This is a genomic window from Paracidovorax konjaci (assembly GCF_900112675.1).
GTDB classification, from domain to species: domain Bacteria; phylum Pseudomonadota; class Gammaproteobacteria; order Burkholderiales; family Burkholderiaceae_C; genus Paracidovorax; species Paracidovorax konjaci.
The window spans coordinates 326,614-345,526 of record NZ_FOMQ01000004.1 but is presented as its reverse complement, the minus strand read 5'-3'; the positions used below and the strand labels follow the sequence as shown (position 1 = coordinate 345,526).

13 protein-coding genes are annotated in these 18,913 nt (G+C 68.8%); 5 read left to right on the top strand and 8 right to left on the bottom strand.

Annotated features, from left to right (window positions below; all coding sequences use genetic code 11):
* Positions 1-84: 84 nt before the first annotated feature.
* On the bottom strand, positions 85-1,488 hold the full coding sequence (gene egtB, locus BM144_RS08065; RefSeq protein ID WP_092951135.1) for an ergothioneine biosynthesis protein EgtB: 1,404 nt from the start codon (positions 1,486-1,488) through the stop codon (positions 85-87).
* Positions 1,489-1,632: 144 nt separating this feature from the next.
* Positions 1,633-2,571, bottom strand: a complete 939-nt coding sequence (gene egtD, locus BM144_RS08060; protein WP_092950924.1) for an L-histidine N(alpha)-methyltransferase — start codon at positions 2,569-2,571, stop codon at positions 1,633-1,635.
* 377 nt (positions 2,572-2,948) lie between these two features.
* Between egtD and BM144_RS08055 the strand changes: the two genes are divergently transcribed.
* Both BM144_RS08055 and BM144_RS08050 read left to right on the top strand, forming a co-directional pair.
* Positions 2,949-3,980: a metal-dependent hydrolase gene (locus BM144_RS08055; protein ID WP_092950922.1), complete on the top strand. Its 1,032-nt coding sequence runs from the start codon at positions 2,949-2,951 to the stop codon at positions 3,978-3,980.
* Positions 3,981-4,061: 81 nt separating this feature from the next.
* Positions 4,062-5,849 carry an ATP-binding protein gene (locus BM144_RS08050; RefSeq protein ID WP_092950920.1) on the top strand — a complete coding sequence of 596 codons (1,788 nt, stop codon included), beginning with the start codon at positions 4,062-4,064 and terminating at the stop codon, positions 5,847-5,849.
* 168 nt (positions 5,850-6,017) lie between these two features.
* Here the strand turns inward: BM144_RS08050 and BM144_RS08045 are convergent, their stop codons facing one another.
* Together BM144_RS08045 and BM144_RS08040 are read right to left on the bottom strand one after the other, a co-directional pair.
* Entirely contained in the window at positions 6,018-6,620 is a 603-nt protein-coding gene (locus BM144_RS08045) for an OmpW/AlkL family protein (protein ID WP_092950918.1), read from the bottom strand.
* A gap of 100 nt (positions 6,621-6,720) precedes the next feature.
* Complete coding sequence (locus BM144_RS08040; protein WP_092950916.1) at positions 6,721-7,716, bottom strand: DUF808 domain-containing protein; 996 nt, start codon at positions 7,714-7,716, stop codon at positions 6,721-6,723.
* 163 nt (positions 7,717-7,879) lie between these two features.
* On the opposite strand from BM144_RS08040, the gene BM144_RS08035 reads away from it, so the two are divergent.
* Complete coding sequence (locus BM144_RS08035; RefSeq protein ID WP_092950914.1) at positions 7,880-9,697, top strand: putative bifunctional diguanylate cyclase/phosphodiesterase; 1,818 nt, start codon at positions 7,880-7,882, stop codon at positions 9,695-9,697.
* A 78-nt stretch (positions 9,698-9,775) separates the two neighbouring features.
* On the opposite strand, the gene BM144_RS22690 is transcribed toward BM144_RS08035, so the two are convergent.
* The 4 genes from BM144_RS22690 to purL all read right to left on the bottom strand — a co-directional run bounded on the left by BM144_RS22690 (position 9,776) and on the right by purL (position 15,080).
* Complete coding sequence (locus BM144_RS22690; RefSeq protein ID WP_139225672.1) at positions 9,776-10,246, bottom strand: hypothetical protein; 471 nt, start codon at positions 10,244-10,246, stop codon at positions 9,776-9,778.
* Positions 10,246-10,752: an N-acetylmuramoyl-L-alanine amidase gene (locus BM144_RS08030; protein ID WP_245783581.1), complete on the bottom strand. Its 507-nt coding sequence runs from the start codon at positions 10,750-10,752 to the stop codon at positions 10,246-10,248. Before BM144_RS08030 ends, BM144_RS22690 begins: the two co-directional genes overlap by 1 nt.
* 6 nt (positions 10,753-10,758) lie before the next feature.
* Positions 10,759-10,980: a hypothetical protein gene (locus BM144_RS23400; RefSeq protein WP_245783580.1), complete on the bottom strand. Its 222-nt coding sequence runs from the start codon at positions 10,978-10,980 to the stop codon at positions 10,759-10,761.
* Between the two features lie 77 nt (positions 10,981-11,057).
* On the bottom strand, positions 11,058-15,080 hold the full coding sequence (purL, locus tag BM144_RS08025) for a phosphoribosylformylglycinamidine synthase (protein ID WP_092950912.1): 4,023 nt from the start codon (positions 15,078-15,080) through the stop codon (positions 11,058-11,060).
* Between the two features lie 201 nt (positions 15,081-15,281).
* Between purL and map the strand changes: the two genes are divergently transcribed.
* Together map and BM144_RS08015 are read left to right on the top strand one after the other, a co-directional pair.
* On the top strand, positions 15,282-16,097 hold the full coding sequence (map, locus tag BM144_RS08020; RefSeq protein ID WP_092950910.1) for a type I methionyl aminopeptidase: 816 nt from the start codon (positions 15,282-15,284) through the stop codon (positions 16,095-16,097).
* A 147-nt stretch (positions 16,098-16,244) separates the two neighbouring features.
* A complete protein-coding gene (locus tag BM144_RS08015; protein ID WP_092950908.1) occupies positions 16,245-18,848 on the top strand; it encodes a [protein-PII] uridylyltransferase in 2,604 nt (867 codons plus the stop codon).
* Positions 18,849-18,913: the final 65 nt, after the last annotated feature.

Here is an 18,913-nt window from a genome sequence, read left to right as displayed (position 1 = left end):
AATCAAAAGGCCTCCATGCCGCCGTATCCATTCAATAGTTTGCTATATTTTTAATAGCAATCCATGCCAGGCGCCGGTCACCCTTCACACGTCGCGCGCGAGCCGCAGGCCCGCGAACTGCCAGCGCGCCGTGGCGGGAAAGAAGTTGCGGTAGGTGGCGCGCGCATGCCCCGGCGGCGTGGCGCACGAACCGCCGCGCAGCACGTACTGGTTGACCATGAACTTGCCGTTGTATTCGCCCACCGCGCCTTCGGCCACGCGAAAGCCCGGATAGGCCGCGTAGCTGGACTGCGTCCATTCCCAGACGTCGCCGAAGAGCTGCTCCAGCGCGGGCTGCCCGTCGGCGCCCTGCCGGCGGCCGGCGGGCGCGGCGCGCGGGTGCAGCACGCCGCTGTCGGCGAAGTGGCCTTCCACGCCCGCAGCGCCTGCCGCATCGGTGCACTGGGCTGCGGCGGCCTCCCATTCGGCCTCGGTCGGCAGGCGGGCGCCGGCCCAGCGGGCGTAGGCATCGGCTTCGTAGTAGGACAGGTGCACCACGGGCGCCGCCGGCTGCAGCGGGCGCGGGCCGGCCAGGGTGAACTCGTGCCAGTCACCCTCGTCCGCCGTGCCGCCCGCAGTGCCGGGGCGCCAGTACAGCGGATGCTCCAGGCCCTGGGCCTGCCGCCAGTCCCAGCCTTCGGCCAGCCAGAGCGCCGGATCGCGGTAGCCGCCGGCTTCGACGAAGGCAAGATATTCGCCGGTGCTCACCGGCCGCGAGGCCAGCGCATAGGGCTGCAGGTACACGCGGTGGCGCGGGGATTCGTTGTCGAACGCGAAGCCCGCGCCGGGCGCGAGCGCGTCGTGCCCGATCTCCGCCACCCCGCCGCCGAACCGGCGCCAGCGCAGCGGTGCAGCCTCGTCGGCACCGCGCGGCGCAGGCGGCGCAGCGGCCGCCCCGCCCGCGCTCTGCAGACGGTAGGCCGGCCAGAGCGGGCTGCACGAAAGCAGGTGTTTCACGTCCGTGAGGATCAGTTCCTGGTGCTGCTGCTCGTGCTGCAGGCCGAGTTCGATGAGCGCCTCCAGCGCGGCATCGGGTGCGGCCTCCCTCGTTGCGAGCAGGCGGTCCATGCGCGCATCCACGTCGCGCCGGTAGTCCAGCACCTGCGCCAGGCCCGGCCGCGTGAGCAGCCCACGCTGGGGCCGCGGGTGCTTGGCGCCCACGCCGTTGTAGTAGGAGTTGAACAGCACGCGGAACGCCGGGTGGAAGGGGGCGAAACCGGGTTCGTTCGGCTCCAGCACGAAGGTCTCGAAGAACCACGTGGTGTGCGCGAGGTGCCATTTCACGGGGCTGGCGTCGGGCATGGATTGCGCGCAGCAGTCTTCGTCGGACAGCGGCACCGCGAGTGCGAGCGACGCGCCGCGCACACCGGCGTAGCGCGCGCGCAGCGCGGCCGGCGCCTCGGCACGGCGCGCAGGCCGCGCGGGCAGGAGGGACAGGGAAGGGGTCATGTCAGGGGTCTCCTGGCCCGCGTGCATCGCGGGCTCTGGGGTGTTTTTTCGTTTTTTCCGCAGGGGCCCGGGTCCTGGTTTCCGGTGGGCCGTTCGCGGGCTGCAAAGGCGCCGCTGTCCGCCGTGCCGGTGCGCACGCCGGTCTCAGGGCCGGGCGTGCACCACGGCGAACCAGCCGCGCTCGTCGGTCCAGGCGCGGGCATGCGAGAAGCCCGCGCGCGCCAGCATCGCCTGGAAGGCGGGCAGCGTGTACTTGTAGCTGTTCTCGGTATGGATGCGTTCGCCGGGCGCGAAGACCCGGCTGCCGCCGGGCCAGCGCACGCGCGTGCCACGGGTCGTTTCGAGGTGCATCTCGATGCGCGAATGCCGGCGGTCGAAGAACGCGCGGTGCTCCCATGCCTCGGGCACGAAATCGCTGCTGATGAGCCGGTTCACGTGGGCGAGCGCGTTGCGGTTGAAGGCCGCGGTGACGCCCGCCGCGTCGTCATAGGCGGCTTCGAGCACCGCGAGGTCCTTGGGCAGGTCGAAGCCGATCAGCACGCCGCCATCCGCATCCACCAGGGCGCGCATGCGGGCCAGCAGAGCCAGCGCCTGCGGCGGATCGAAGTTGCCGATCGACGAGCCCGGGTAGAACACCAGCCGCCGCGCGCGCGGGATGTCCTCGGGCAGTGCCACCGGGAGGGTCAGGTCGCCGGCCACGGCATCCACGCGCAGCCACGGCAGCGCGCCCTGCAGCCGCGCGACGGCGCCGCGCAGGAAATCGGCGGAGATGTCCACGCCCACGAAGCGCTCCGGGCGCAGCAGCGCGCACAGCGAGCGGGCCTTCTCGCAACTGCCCGCCCCCAGTTCGATGACCGTTCCGCCCTGGCCCACCGACTCGGCGATGTCCTGGCCGTGCCGCTGCATCACTTCGTATTCGGTGCGCGTGGGGTAGTACTCGGGCAGGCGCGTGATCGCCTCGAACAGCTCCGAGCCGTGCTCGTCGTAGAAGTATTTGGGAGAGAGGCTGGCCGGGCGCTGCAGGAGCCCCTGGACGATGTCGGAATGGGCCGAGACGGGGTGCTGGAGGGCGAGTGCGGTCATCGGAAACTTCTTTTCTCGTGAGGGGGCGCCGGGAAGGCCGGGGCTTGCGGGAGCCCTGCCGGCCTGCGGCCGCGCCGGGGTGCAGGCGGCAGCCGGATCAGGCCGGGCGGGTGCCCGCGCGACGCTCCCGGGCGATAGCGGCACGCGACAGCGGCACCCACGAAGTCCAGCATTGCAGAGACACCGCCCCGGGCATGTAGGACGCGCCCGCATCGTCCCCGACCCGGCCTTGCGCCCCCGTTCGCCGCGGCGCGGATGCAACCCATCCATACCGCCCTTCGGAATCCTGCTGTGCAGGCGGCTAGAATGCGGCCGCCCCGGGCGCCCGCATCGCCGCTGCCATCCGGCCTGCCCGCTCCCCATGTTCTGATCGCGCCATGGATTCCCTGACCCAGATCGCCCTCGGCTCCGCCGTCTCCCTCGCTGCCATGGGGCGCCGCACCTCGCCCTGGAAAGCCGCTCTCTGGGGCGGGATCGCCGGCACGCTGCCCGACCTGGACGCCCTCATCGACCACGGCGACCCGATCGCCAACATGGTCCTGCACCGGGCGGAAAGCCATGCCCTGCTCTACCTTTCGCTGCTCGCGGTGCCGCTGGCCTGGGCCGTGGCCCGGCTGCACGGCGAGCCGGGCCAGTGGAAGCGCTGGGCCCTGGCACTCTGGCTCGCATTGGTCACGCACCCGCTGCTGGACTGGATGACGGTGTACGGTACGCAGTTGCTGCGCCCCTTCACCGACCACCCGTACGGGGTGGGCAGCATCTTCATCATCGATCCGCTCTACACCGTGCCGCTCATCGTGGGCGTGGTGGCGGCCATCGCGGTCTCCGGCGAGCGCGGCCTGCGCTGGAACACCGTGGGGCTGGTGCTGAGCACCGCCTACCTCGCCTGGAGCGTCGCCGCCCAGCAGCACGTCGCGAAGATCGCCGATGCGTCGCTGCAGGCCCTCGGCTGGCCGGTCGATCGCGTGCTGGTCACCCCCACGCCCTTCAACACCCTGGCCTGGCGCGTGCTGGCCGTGTCGGGCGACCGCTACGCGGAGGGCTTCTATGCGCTGGCCGATGGGGACACGCCCATCCGATTCACGCTGCACGACCGCGGCCAGGCCCTCATCGAGCGCTTCGGCGCGCAGGTGCCGGTGCAGCGCGTGGCCGGCTTCAGCCACGGCTTCTACCGCATGCGCGAGCAATCCGGGCACGTGCAGCTCACGGACCTGCGCATGGGCCAGGAGCCCTTCTATACCTTCCACTTCGACCTGGGCACCCCGGCGCAGCTGCAATCGGGGCAGGCCCCGGTCACGCAGACCTGGCAGCGCCCCGACCCCGCCACCGCCCTGCCCGCGCTGTGGCGCCGCATCCAGGGCCACGGCGGCGGCGACGGCCCGTTCGGCGCCGCCGCGGCAGCGCCTTGAACCCGCCCACAGCCATGGCACGGTCCCCGGCACAGCAACGGCGCAGCCCCCGGCGGCGCCAGAACATGGCAAGCTCCACCCATGGCCGCCCCTGCTCCGCATAGCACCACCGCCGCCGCACCGCACACCGCACCGCCGCCGCCGTCCGGTGCGCACGGAAGGCGCCTGCGGGCGATGGTCATCGGCTTCCTGCTGCTGGCATTCACCGTCACCTGGGTGCTGGTGGCCGTGGCCCTGCACACCAAGTGGAAAGACGCGATGGAGGCGCAACTGCGCCAGAACAGCAACCTGGCCCGCGTGCTGCAGGAACAGACGCTGCGCGTGCTGGCCGCGCTGGACCAGGCCACGCTGCGCGTGGTGACCGAGGTCAACAGCGGCGAATTCACCGCACAGGACTACGCACTGTTCGCCAACGAGACCGGGCTGGCGCCGGACATCCTCACGCAGCTGTCCGTGGTGGGCTCCGACGGGCGCTTCGTGGGCAGCAACCTCGACCCCACGGGTGAGCGCACGCGCAACATCGACCTCAGCGAGCGCGAACACATCCGCGTGCACCTGGAGCCGCAGAAGATGCCGCATGTCCAGGCCCAGATGTCGGGCTCGGGCCTGTTCGTCGGCAAGCCCGTCATGGGCCGCGTCTCCGGCCGGTGGACGGTGCAGCTCAGCCGTCCGATCCAGGACGGCAGGGGCGCGCTGCAGGGCGTGGTGGTGGCGTCGCTCAACCCCGATTACTTCGAAAAGGTCTATGCCGACGTGGACATCGGCAACCAGGGCGCGGTGCTGCTGATCGGCGACGATTTCAGCGTGCGCGCCCGCGTGGTGGGCGGCCAGCCCGAGGGCATGGGGCAGATCGTGGAGTTTCCGCCGGACCACCCCCTGCACAGCGCCACCCAGGTGCAGGGCACCTACCAGCGCGCGAGCCGCATCGACGGCGTCGAGCGCATCACCGCCTTCTACCGCGTCAAGGGTTACCCGCTGAGCGTGGTGGTGGCGACGACCACCGATGCGGCCCTGGCGGAATGGAAGAGCATGCGCAACCTGGCGGTGGTCTTCGCGGGCCTTTTCTCTGCCGCGCTGGTGGCCATCGGCGCGGGCTTCCTGAACGGCGTGCGCCAACTGGAGCGCAAGAACGTCGAGCTGGCGGCCAGCGAAGCCCAGGCCCGCTCCGCCAACCGGGCCAAGAGCGAGTTCCTCACGGCCATCTCCCACGAGCTGCGCACGCCCCTCACCAGCATCCACGGCTTCTCCGAACTCATGGAGCAGCGCCTGGAGCAGCCCACCTACCGCGAGGCGGCCGGGCTCATCCGCAAGGCGGCCGAACACCTCAACACCCTGCTTTCGGAAATCCTGGACCTGGCGAAGGTGCAGGCCGGCGCCATGCCGATCGTGCCCGGCGAGCACGATGTGCGGGAACTGGTGCGCACCACCGTGGACCTGTTCGCCATCTCGGCCGCGCAGAAAGGCCTCACGCTGGAAATGCACATCGCGCCCGAGGTCCCGTACACGCTCCATTGCGATGGCCTGCGCCTCAAGCAGATCCTCAACAACCTGCTGAGCAACGCGCTCAAGTTCACCGCCGAGGGCGGCGTGCGGCTGGAAGTGGACGTCGCGAGAGGCCGCGTGGCGCGCTTCCACGTCATCGACACGGGGCCCGGCGTTCCCCAGGGCCTGCAGGACGTGATCTTCGAAAAATTCCGCCAGGGCAGTGCCGACGTCAGCACCCAGCACGGGGGAACGGGCCTGGGCCTCGCACTTTCTCGCGCACTGGCCGAACTCATGGGTGGGCGGCTGACCGTGGCGTCGGAGACCGGTAAAGGAGCGCGCTTCACGCTGGAACTGCCGCTGGAGCCCGGCCCGATCCCCGTTTGAGAAGGCACGTCGCAGCCCGCCCGCTACCGCCTTCGCAAGCCAGAGGCCCCGGGGATGGCCCAAGGGCCCGCGCGCAACGCAAAAAAAGGCCGGCGCATGCGCGCCGGCCCTTCCCCACCAGGTGTCAGCGCAACGGGGCGCGCGCTGCGCGCTCCGCGGGCTGGAACTTCAGAAACGCCAGCCCAGGCCCACGCCGGCCAGCACCGGATCGACCTTGAACGTGCCGATCTTGGCACCGGCCACGGCCACATCGGTCTGGATGTAGACCTTCTTGATGTCGAAGTTGAGCGACAGGTTCTTGGTCAGCGGAATGTCCACGCCAACCTGCAGTGCCCCGCCCCAGCTGTTCTTGTCGATGCTCACGCCCGCAGGCAGGCGCACGCTGGAGAAGCGCGTGTAGTTGACGCCGGCGCCGACATACGGCTTGAAGCCGGGGGCATCGAAGTGGTATTGCAGCATCAGCGACGGCGGCAGGTGCTTGAGCGTGCCGATCTGCCCGCCCAGCGCGCTGGAGCTGAGGCGCTGCTTCTGCGGCACGGTCAGCACCAGCTCGGCGGCGATGTTCTTGTTGAAGAAATACGAGATGTCGACCTCGGGGAGCGTCTTGTTGTTGATCGACAGGCCCAGGCCCGTGCTGTCCTTGTTGGCGCTGTCCAGGTGCACCGCGCGTGCACGGACCAGCCAGGGACCTTGGCCGTCGGTGGCCTGCGCGAAGGCGGGGGCCGAGGTCAGAGCGCACAGGGCAGCCAGGGCGAGCAGATTTTTTTTCATACGGAACTCGATGCGGTTGAACGGGGACGGCCCCCGTGCATGCATTGGGCCCACAAACCGCTCCACCCACCTTGCCGCAGATCAACAAGGCCTGCGCCTGTCAGTGCGCAAGCGCGCGGCGGCTGCGCCAGCGTTGCACCAGCGTGACCACCGCGAGCACCGCGGCGCCCGCCGCGATGCCGGCCACCGCATTGAGCCCGTTGGTCACCAGCACCTGCCAGAGGCCGCCGGCGGGCCCCTGCGCTGCCGATGCGGCCAGGGCCTCGACGCCATGGTGCAATGCCGGCACGCCATGCACGAGGATGCCGCCGCCCACCAGGAACATGGCCGCGGTGCCCGCGACCGACAGCACCTTCATGAGCCACGGCGCCGCGGCCACGATGCCCCGGCCCAGCGCGCGTGCCGCGGCACTGCCCCGGCGGCTCAGCCACAGTCCCGCGTCGTCGAGCTTGACGATGCCCGCGACCAGGCCGTACACGCCCACCGTCATGATCAGCGCGATGCCCGCCAGCACGGCCACCTGCTGTCCGAACGGCGCAGCCGCCACGGTGCCCAGCGTGATCGCGATGATCTCGGCCGAGAGGATGAAGTCCGTGCGCACCGCACCCTTGACCTTGTCCTTCTCGAAAGCCGCCATGTCCACGGCCGGGTTGGCCGCCGCGATGGCATGGGCTTCGCGGTGCGCGGCCTCCTGCTCGGGCGCGTTGTGCAGGAACCGGTGGGCCAGCTTTTCTGCGCCTTCGTAGCAGAGGAAGGCGCCGCCCACCATCAGCAGGGGCGTCACGGCCCAGGGAATGAAGGCGCTGATCAGCAGCGCCGCCGGCACCAGGATGGCCTTGTTGACCAGGGAGCCCTTGGCCACGGCCCATACCACCGGCAGTTCGCGCTCGGCACGCACGCCCGTGACCTGCTGGGCGTTGAGGGCCAGGTCGTCCCCCAGCACACCGGCCGTTTTCTGCGCGGCGACCTTGGTCATCACCGAAACGTCGTCGGCCATCGCAGCGCTTTTCCTGGCGGCCACTTTGGTCATGAGGGCGACGTCGTCCAGAACGGTGGCGATGTCGTCGAGCAAGGTCAGAAGGCTGGCTCCGGCCATGTGGGAGGCTCCGTGGTTGAAGTCGGCCGATTATGGAGGGCGCGACGCCCCCGTCCGGCGGCGCGGGCCCTTGGCGCACAACACCCTTTTTCCACCGAAGCCCAAAGGAATTGCATATGCTCTGCCCATTCGCGCAGCATGGGCTCCGCAGCCCCCTTCCGCCATGCACACGCCTGACTCCACCACGACCCTCCCGCTCAGCGCAGAAACGCAGAGACTGGCGGCCCTGCGGGCCACGGGCCTGCTGGACACGCCGCCCGCGGAAGAATTCGATCGCATCACGCGGCTGGCAAGCCAGCTCTTCGGTGTGCCGATCGCGCTGGTCAGCCTGGTCGATGCCGAAAGGCAATGGTTCAAATCGCACCTGGGCCTGCCCGTGCGCGAGACCTGCCGGGAAGATGCCTTCTGCGACCACACCATCCGGGCCTCCGACGTCATGGTGGTCGAGAACGCGCTGGCCGATCCCCGGTTCGCCCAGAACCCGCTGGTGCTGGGCGAACCGTACATCCGGTTCTACGCAGGCGCCCCCCTCATCCTTCGCGGCGGCCACAACATCGGCAGCCTGTGCCTGATCGACACCATTCCCCGCAGCTTCAGCGCCGCGCAGCAGCGCCAGCTCGAAGACCTCGCGGCACTGGTGCTGGCCCAGATCGACCTGCAGTGCTCCGCCGCGCGCGTGGACGAAGCCACCCTGCTGCCCAACCGCGCACAACTGCTGCAGGACATCGCGGGCCTGTGCCGCGCCGAACCCGGGGGCCGGCGCGTCCTGGCGCTGGTCGAGCTCCTGCCGCACGATGGGCTGATGGATGCGGCACGGGCCCTGGGCATGGCGCCGATCGAGCAGCTCACCCATGAAGCCGGACAGCGCCTCACCCGCTGCATCGGCGACGGCTCCCGCGTCTACCACACGGGAGTCGCAAGGCTCGCGGTGCTGCTGCGCCCCGGCGAGGAAGAGGCCGTGCAGGACTTTGCGCAGCAGCTGCTGGGCGCCCTGCTCGCGCCCATCGCCGCCAGCCACAGCGGCCTGGTCATCAACCAGCGCCAGCGCGTGGGCCTGGCGCCCTTCACGCTCGACCCGGTCGATGCGGCCGATGCGCCGCGCCGTGCCAACGCGGCGCTCTACCAGCAGGCGATGCCCGGAGCATCGATCTGCGGCTACGACGCCGCCGTGGACGCGAGCTACCGACGCTCCTACGAATTGATCGCCAGCGTGCCCCGCGCGCTCATGGCCGGCGAATTTCGTCTGGTCTACCAGCCCCAGTTCGAGCGGGCCTCCACGCGCTACACCTGCGTGGAAGCGCTGCTGCGCTGGGACCACCCCCGCCTCGGGCCGGTGCCGCCGGGCGATTTCATCCCGCTGCTGGAGAAGACCAGCTACATCCAGGCGCTCACGCAATGGGTGCTGGACACCGCGCTCGCCCAGATCCGCGCCTGGGAGGACGAAGGCCTGGCCCTCGACGTGGCAGTCAACGTGTCGCCCCGCAATCTGGAGCAGCCGGATTTCATCGACATGCTGCAAAGCGCCTGCGGGCGCCACCGCCTCGCCCCCTCGCGCCTGGAGATCGAATGCACCGAGAACGCGGTGCTCACCGAAGGCCCCACGCTGCGCGCCGTGAACGCCGCACGTGCGCTGGGCGTGCGCGTGGCGCTGGACGACTTCGGCACCGGCTACTGCAATTTCGGCTGCCTCTATGGCCTCTCGGCCGAGGTGCTCAAGCTCGACCAGGCACTGATCCGCCCCATCGGCTCGGACGCCCGTGCGCTCGACGTCGTCCGGGGCATGGTGCAGCTCGGGCACACCCTGGGCTACCGCCTGCTGGCCGAGGGCGTCGAAACAGCCGAAGTCTTCGACCAACTCATGGAACTGGGCTGCGACCAGGTGCAGGGGTACTACCTGAGCCGTCCCCTTCCGGCGCAGGAAGCCTTCGCGTTCGTGCAGCGGTGGAATCGGCTCGTCACTCCCGACGACCCCACCGCCTGAGAGCACAGGGCGCAATGCGAAGCGACGAGGTCACGCGCACCGGGACAAGCAGATGCCTACCCGCGCCGACCCAAGCCATCAAGGCGGCAGGTCGGAAGGACGCCGACGAGGGTCGAAGGAGAAGCCGGGCTCCAGAATATCCACGCAGCTATCGCAAGCCAAGAACGACGATCGCTTTCCAACGCTGAGGGCACCCCAACCCGTTCCGCTATCGATGGATACCGTTGCTGTGGTCCCATCTGAAAAAAACACCTTGGCATCCGCGGAGCAGTCGTCAACGATGGCATTTCTTCGGTATTCGGCGCTGGTGGTGGGAGTGCCATGCCGCAAGAAGAACCGCACCCGCTTTTCATCCAGCTTCAAACTGCGGCACTGGACACCTTGGTCGAATCGCGCACGCGCAGCCGGGCGTTCGATCAGTATTCGCTGGATCTTTTCAGGCGCGTACCGAAATGCCTGCTGACTTTCGGACTCCCGCCCCTGCCCCGACGCGGCGGTCAACACACCTGCCACCGCAGCGAGCGCCAATGTACGAGCAGAGCTTTTCATCACCACGCCGCCGTGGACGCCTCGGTTTTCTGCTTGTAGCTCACCTCTGGATGCCTGTGGACTTCCTTTAGCGGAATCCGCAGCGTATCCAACAGTCCCCTCAGCAGAAATTGCAGGGATGACTGCTGTGCGCTGGTCACAGCGTCGTACACACCGAATTTCTCCATGAATACATTCTTTTGAATGTCGGTGAGGTTCACGGGCATCTTGATATGTGCCGGGAGCCGGCACCTTCCTACCAGTTCGACTCCGATACTGTCGAAATTGGAGGGATACCGTTGCGGGACGGATTTCGACATTTCCAGCCTGTTGGTGGTATCCGGCGAAAATTTTCCGTACTGGGCCATTTCGGCCGGCGTACAACGGTGCTCCGCAAGACAGCGGGCTTTTATCTTTCCGACATGGCGCGTCGTACGGAATACAGAGGCCGTCTGGTAGATCACCCCGCCTTTGGCCACCAGAAAATGCGCTCCGTTCGCGTTGGCGCGGCCATAGCTCTGAAACACGGAAGCTTAGTCTTCCGAATCGGTCTGGTGTACCACGACACCATTCACTTTTTCCATCGGCGAGCGCTCGATGGTAGGGGAGCGGCGCGCCTTGATGCGCGCATCGCCCACCACCATTCCACTTCGATCGATATTGAACATCTTCAAGGTACTTGAATGGAAACCACCATTTTCGGTAATCCACGCCGCGCCTCGAATCAATTTTCTGAATACCCAAAATAAGCGCATGTGAGGGCCTGGATCGAGTGCCGCAGGCAAGCTACCCGCGGCTCCCCATCATCACCTCACCACGCATCACTCCGACATCACCCCACCCACTTGCGCGCGTTGCGCCAGATGCGCATCCAGGGGCTCAGGGCGCTCCGGTCGCCGCTGGTCCAGCTCATCTGCACGTTGCGGAAGACGCGCTCGGGGTGCGGCATCATGGCCGTGAACCGGCCGTCTGCCGTGGTGACGGCGGTAAGGCCGTTCGCGCTGCCGTTCGGGTTGAACGGGTATTGCTCGGTGGCACGGCCCTGGTGGTCTACGAAGCGCATGGCTGCGAGGGCCTGCGCCGCGTTTCCGCGCACCTTGAAGTTGGCATAGCCTTCGCCATGCGCCACCGCGATCGGCAGGCGGCTGCCGGCCATGCCGGCGAAGAACAGGCTGGGCGATTCCAGCACTTCGACCTGCGAAAGCCGCGCCTCGAAGCGCTCGCTCTGGTTGGTGGTGAAGCGGGGCCAGGCCTCGGCACCGGGGATGATGTCGGCCAGTTCGGCGAACATCTGGCAGCCGTTGCAGACGCCCAGGCCGAAGGTGTCCTTGCGGCCGAAGAATCCGCGGAACTGGTCTGCCAGTTGCGGATTGAACGTGATCGAACGCGCCCAGCCGATGCCGGCGCCCAGCGTGTCGCCATAGCTGAAGCCGCCGCAGGCCACGACGCCCGCGAAATCGGACAGGCGTGCGCGGCCGGCCTGCAGGTCGGTCATGTGGACGTCGTAGGCCTCGAATCCCGCTTCCGTGAACGCATAGGCCATCTCGATGTGCGAGTTGACGCCCTGCTCGCGCAGGATCGCGACCTTCGGCCGGGCCAGGTTCAGGAAGGGCGCGGCCACGTCTTCGGTGGGGTCGAACGACAGCGACACCTGCAGGCCCGGATCGTCCTGAACCCCTGCCGCCGCATGCTCGGCATCGGCGCAGGCGGGGTTGTCGCGCTGCTGGCAGATCTTCCAGCTGACGGCATCCCAGACCTGGTGCAGATCGGAGAGCGATGCGCTGAACACGGTCTTCACGTCGCGCCACACCTGCAGTTCGCCCTTGCCCACCTCCATGGCGGAAGCCGCGGGACGCGTCTTGCCGATGAAGTGGCTGAACTTCGAGAGACCGTGCTCGCGCAGCGTCTGCATCACATCGTTGCGCTCGGCGGTGCGGACCTGCAGCACCACGCCCAGCTCTTCGTTGAAAAGCGCCTTCAGCGTGAGTTCCTCGCGCCGCGCGCTCACCTGCTGTGCCCAGTTCTTGGCGTCGCCCGTTTCCATGCGGCTGTCGGTGATGCCGTCGCCTTCGGTGACCAGCAGGTCCACGTTCAGCGCCACGCCCACGTGCCCCGCGAACGCCATCTCGGCCACGGCCGCCAGCAGGCCGCCATCGCTGCGGTCGTGGTAGGCCAGGATGCGGCCCTGGGCGCGCAGCGCGTTCACCGCGTCCACCAGGCGCACGAGGTCCTGCGCGTCTTCCAGGTCCGGCACGGCGCCGCCTTCCTGGCCCAGCACCTGCGCGAGGATGCTGCCGCCCATGCGGCAACGGCCCTTGCCCAGGTCGATGAGCACCAGCGTGGTGTCTTCCTCCTGTGCGTCGAGCTGCGGCGTGAGCGTGCCGCGCACGTCGGCCAGGGTGGCGAAAGCGCTCACGATCAGGCTCACGGGCGAGGTGACCTTCTGCGCGTTGCCATCGCCGTCCTTCCACTGGGTGCGCATCGACAGGCTGTCCTTGCCCACGGGAATGCTGATGCCCAGTTGGGGGCACAGTTCCATGCCCACGGCCTTCACGGTGGCGTAGAGATCGGCGTCCTCGCCGGGCTCGCCGCAGGCTGCCATCCAGTTGGCCGAGAGCTTCACGCGCGGCAGCTCGATGGGGGCGGCCAGCAGGTTGGTGATCGCCTCGGCGACGGCCATGCGGCCGGAGGCCGGCGCGTCGATGGCCGCCAGCGGCGTGCGCTCGCCCATGCTCATCGCTTCGCCCGCGAAGCCGCGGTAGTCGGCCAGCGTCACGGCGCAGTCGGCCACGGGCACCTGCCAGGGGCCCACCATCTGGTCGCGGTGCGAGAGGCCGCCCACCGTGCGGTCGCCGATGGTGATGAGGAACCGCTTGGATGCCACCGTCGGATGCGCCAGAACGTCGATCACGGCCTTCTGCAGCGGCACGCCGGTGAGGTCGATGGGCGCGGCCTCTCGGCGCACCGTCTTCACGTCGCGGTGCATCTTGGGCGGCTTGCCGAGGAGCACGTCCATCGGCATGTCCACCGGGAGCTTCTGGTCCCCGCCGTCGATGGCCGTGTCTTCGAGCACGAGCTGGCGCTCGGCCGTGGCGGTGCCGATCACCGCGAAGGGGCACCGCTCGCGCTCGCAGAAGGCGCGGAACACCTCCAGCGATTCGGGCGCGATGGCCAGCACGTAGCGCTCCTGGCTCTCGTTGGACCAGATCTCCTTGGGCGCCAGGCCGGATTCCTCCAGTTGCACGGCCCGCAGGTCGAAGCGCGCGCCGCGGCCCGCATCGTTGGTCAGTTCCGGGAAGGCATTGGAGAGCCCGCCCGCGCCCACGTCGTGGATGGCCAGGATGGGGTTCTGCGCACCCTGCGCCCAGCAGTGGTTGATGACTTCCTGCGCACGCCGCTCGATCTCGGGATTGCCGCGCTGCACGGAATCGAAGTCCAGCTCGGCCGCGTTGGCGCCCGTGGCCATCGAACTGGCGGCGCCGCCGCCCATGCCGATGCGCATGCCGGGGCCGCCCAGCTGGATGAGCAGCGTGCCGGGCGGGAATTCGATCTTCTGCGTCAGGCCCGCGTCGATCACGCCCAGGCCGCCCGCGATCATGATGGGCTTGTGGTAGCCGCGCTGCACGCCGGCCACGCTCTGCTCGTATTCACGGAAATAGCCCAGCAGGTTGGGCCGGCCGAATTCGTTGTTGAAGGCCGCGCCGCCCAGCGGGCCCTCGACCATGATCTGCAGCGGGCTGGCGATGTGCTCGGGCTTGCCGCCCGGCGCGTCGCTCCAGCCGCCCCACAGCCGGGATACGGTGAAGCCCGTCATGCCGGCCTTGGGCTTCGAGCCGCGGCCCGTGGCGCCTTCGTCGCGGATTTCCCCGCCGGCTCCGGTGGAGGCACCGGGAAACGGCGAGATCGCCGTCGGGTGGTTGTGCGTTTCCACCTTCATGAGCACATGGTGCGTTGCGCTACTTTTTTGATAGCTGGGAACGCTCTGTTCTCCGCGGCATGGAGCCGATGGGGCGATGAAACGCTCGACCGCGCTGCCTTCCATGATGGAGGCGTTGTCCGAGTACGCGACGACCGTGTGCTGCGGCGCGAGCTGGTGCGTGTTGCGGATCATGGCGAACAGGCTCTTGTCCTGCTCCTGGCCATCGATGGTGAACCGCGCATTGAAGATCTTGTGGCGGCAGTGCTCGCTGTTGGCCTGCGCGAACATCATCAGCTCGACGTCGGTCGGGTTGCGGCGCAGCGCCGTGAAGGCGTTGACGAGGTAATCGATCTCGTCGTCGGCCAGGGCCAGGCCCCAGCGGGTATTGGCGCCCTCCAGTGCGGCCCGGCCGCCGCCCAGCACGTCGACGAACTCCATCGGCGCGGCAGGCAGCTCGGTGAACAGGTCGGCCGCGCCGGCGCGGTCCCACAGCACCGATTCGGTCATGCGGTCGTGCAGCAGCGCGGCCGCGGCCTGCTTCTGCGCCTCGGTCAACGTGGGCACGCCGCCCAGCAGGCCGGATTTCAGCACCAGGCGGTATTCGGTGATGCGCTCCACGCGGCGCACGTGCAGACCGCAGTTGCGGGCGATGTCGGTGGCCTTGGAGGCCCAGGGCGAGACGGTGCCGATGCGCGGCGTGACCACGATCGCCGGGCCGGCATCCGGCCCTGCATAGGCGTCGCCGTAGGTCAGCAGCGCCGCCAGGCGCTCGCGGTCGGCAGGCGTGGGCTCGGCATCGGTGGCCACCAGGTGCACGAACCGGGCCGCGACCCCTTCGATGCGGTCGTGGATGGCCTGCAGGCGGGGCAGGAGCTGCTGGACGCGGAAGGGGCTGAGGGCATTGCTGCCTTCGAACGAAGTAAGGTGCAGGGTCACTTTGGCGGCCTGTGGCGGGAGATGGATCTCTGAGGGAGCCGCGGCCCGCTGGGCGAGGCCGCTGAATGGGGCCTCCCGCTCGGGTGTCGCGGCGCAGTTGACGCAGCCGGGCATTTTACCGGGCCGGCGCGCTTCGCCTGCCCGCCGCTGCCATCGCCCCGCGGCGTGGTGTGCGATCCCCCGATGGGATAATCCGCCCCCATGAGCATCACCATCAAGTCCGCCGAGGAAATCGCCGGCATGCGCGAAGCCTGCCGCCTGGCTTCCGAAGTGCTGGACTACATCACGCCGCACATCCGGCCCGGCCTCACCACGAACGAAGTCGACCGCCTCGCCGCCGAATGCATGGCGCAGCAGGGCACCATCTCCGCCACGGTCGGCTACCAGCCGCCCGGCTACCCGCCCTACCCCAAGTCGCTCTGCACGTCGCTCAACCACGTGGTCTGCCACGGCATCCCGAACGACAAGCCCCTCAAGAAGGGCGACATCATGAACGTGGATGTCACCGTCATCACCAAGGACGGCTGGTACGGCGACAACAGCCGCATGTACCTCATCGGCGACGTCTCCATCGCCGCCAGGCGCCTGTGCCAGCTGACCTTCGAGGCCATGTGGCTGGGCATCCTGGAAGTGAAACCCGGCGCGCGCCTGGGCGATGTGGGCCACGCGATCCAGAAATTCGCGGAGGGCCACGGCCTCTCGGTGGTGCGCGAGTTCTGCGGCCACGGCATCGGCAAGAAGTTCCACGAAGAACCGCAGGTGCTGCACTACGGCCGCCCCGGCACCCTCGAAGAACTCGTGCCCGGCATGACCTTCACCATCGAGCCCATGCTCAACGCCGGCCGCCGCGAGGTCAAGGAACACGGCAACGACGGCTGGACCATCGTCACCAAGGACCACAGCCTGTCCGCCCAGTGGGAGCACACGGTGCTGGTGACCGAAACCGGCTACGAGGTGCTCACGCTGTCGGAGGGATCGCCCGCCCTCCCGCCCTTCGTTTCGGCCGTCAAGACCTGACGGGCCGCGCCGCCTGGGCCGCCCCATCCACCCCGCCCTTCCCGGGCCGGGGCCCGATGAACGAGGCGGCGCAGCATGGTTCTTGCTAGCGGTGCTGCCATGCCTTCGCAACGGTCCACGCCCCCTCAGCCCCTTCCTCCGCACGCCATGCCGCCACCCCACACGGAACTCCAGCCGCTGCGCGACGCCTACCGGCAGGACAAGGCCGCGCTGCTGACCGCCCTGCAGTCTGCAGGTTCGTCCACCCGGGGAGTGCGCGCCCTGCTGGGCAAGCTCTCGGCCCTGGCGGACCGCCTGCTTCGGCACCTGTGGCAGCGCGCCGGCCTGCCGGACACGCTGGCGCTGGTGGCCGTCGGAGGGTACGGCCGGGCCCAGCTGTTTCCGTACTCCGACGTGGATGTGCTCCTGCTGCTGCCCGATGGCGGCCAGGCGGCCTGCGACGGCCCCCTGCGCCCTGCCATCGAGGCCTTCATCGGCAGTTGCTGGGACGCAGGCCTGGAGATCGGCTCCAGCGTGCGCACGGTGGCCGAATGCCTGACCGAGGCCGCCGCCGACGTGACGGTGCAGACCTCGCTGCTGGAATCCCGCCGCATCGTCGGCAGCGCCGCACTGTTCGCCGATTTCCAGCAGCGCTACGACGCGCAGATGGACCCGGAGGCCTTCCTTGTGGCCAAGACGCTGGAAATGCGCCAGCGCCACAACAAGTACGAGAACACGCCCTACGCGCTGGAGCCCAACTGCAAGGAATCGCCCGGCGGCCTGCGCGATCTGCAGACGGTGCTGTGGGTGGCGCGCGCCGCCGGCCTGGGCCGCAACTGGAAGGAACTCGCCGCGCACGGGCTCGCCACCGCGTTCGAGGTGCGGCAGATCGAGCGCAACGAGGCCCTGCTGTTCCTCATCCGGGCGCGTCTGCACGCCATCGCCGGACGCCATGAAGACCGGCTCGTCTTCGACCTGCAGACGGCCGTGGCCGAATCCTTCGGCTACCGCACGCAGACCGCGGAAGGCCGGCGGCTGCGCCTGCGCGCCAGCGAAACCCTCATGCGGCGCTACTACTGGGCCGCCAAGGCGGTGTCGCAGCTGAGCCAGATCCTGCTGATCAACATCGAGGAGCGGCTGGCGCCCCCGGCCCACGAACTGCGCCCGATCAACGAACGCTTCTTCGACAAGTCCGGCCTCGTCGAGGTGGCCAGCGACGACCTCTACCAGCGCAATCCGCATGCCATCCTCGAAACCTTCCTGCTCTACGAGACCGAAGAGGGGCTGAAGGACCTCTCGGTGCGCACGCTGCGCGCGCTCTACAACGCCCGCGGCGTGATGGACGGCGCCTTCCGCCGCGACCCGGTCAACCGGCAGCAGTTCCTGCGCATCCTGCAGCAGCCCGCGGGGATCACGCACGCGATGCGGCTCATGAACCAGACGTCGGTGCTGGGCCGCTACCTGTGGCCCTTCCGCCGCATCGTCGGGCAGATGCAGCACGACCTCTTCCACGTCTACACCGTGGACCAGCACATCCTCATGGTGCTGCGCAACGTTCGCCGCTTCTTCATGCCCGAGCATGCGCACGAATACCCGTTCTGCTCGCAACTGGCAGGCGGCTGGGACAAGCCCTGGCTGCTGTACCTGGCGGCGCTGTTCCACGACATCGGCAAGGGCCGGGGCGGCGACCATTCCACCATCGGCGCCGAGGAAGTGCGCCACTTCTGCCGCCAGCACGGCGTGGCGCCCGAAGACGCGGCGCTGGTCGAATTCCTCGTGGCCGAACACCTGGCCATGAGCCAGGTCGCGCAGAAGCAGGACCTGTCCGACCCGGATGTCATCGGCGCCTTCGCGCGCCGCGTGGGCAGCGAACGCAAGCTCACGGCCCTCTACCTGCTCACCGTGGCCGACATCCGCGGCACCAGCCCCAAGGTCTGGAACGCCTGGAAAGGCAAGCTGCTGGAAGACCTCTACCGCGCCACCCTGCGCGCGCTCGGCGGCCGGGCGCCGGACGCCGCGGCCGAGGTCGAGGCCCGCAAGCGCGACGCCCTCGTGCTGCTGGCGCTCAGCGCCCAGCCCTTCGAGGCGCACAAGAAGCTGTGGGACACGCTGGACGTCGGATATTTCATGCGGCACGAAGCCTCGGACATCGCCTGGCATGCACGCCATCTGGCCCGCCACGTCGGTGCCGGGCGGTGCGTCGTGCGGGCCCGCCAATCGCTCGCGGGAGAAGGCCTGCAGGTGGCGGTCTACGCACCGGACCAGCCGGACCTCTTCGCGCGCATCTGCGGCTACTTCGACCGCGCAGGCTTCAGCATCCTCGACGCACGCGTGCACACGGCCAGCAATGGCCACGCGCTCGACACCTTCCAGATCGTGGCGCCCGAACAGGCCGGCCACTACCGCGAACTCACGCACATGGTCGAGAGCGATCTGGTGCGCGCGATCGAAGAAGGCGGCCCCCTGCCCGAACCCGGCCGCAAGCGCGTGTCGCGCCGCGTCAAGAGTTTTCCGATCATGCCGCGCATCGCGCTGCGCCCCGACGAGAAGGCCCAGCGCTGGATCCTGCACATCTCGGCCAGCGACCGCGCGGGCCTGCTCTACCTCGTGGCGCGCGTGCTGTCGCGCCACCAGCTCAGCGTGCAGCTCGCCAAGGTCAGCACGCTGGGCGAACGCGTGGAAGACACCTTCCTGATCCAGGGGCCAGAGCTGCAGCACAACGCCCGGCAGATCCAGATCGAGACCGAACTGCTGGAAGCGCTTTCCGGATAGAGCGACCCCGGATGCTATATTTTTTATAGCAAACTATTGAATGGATCCGGCGGCATGGAGCATTT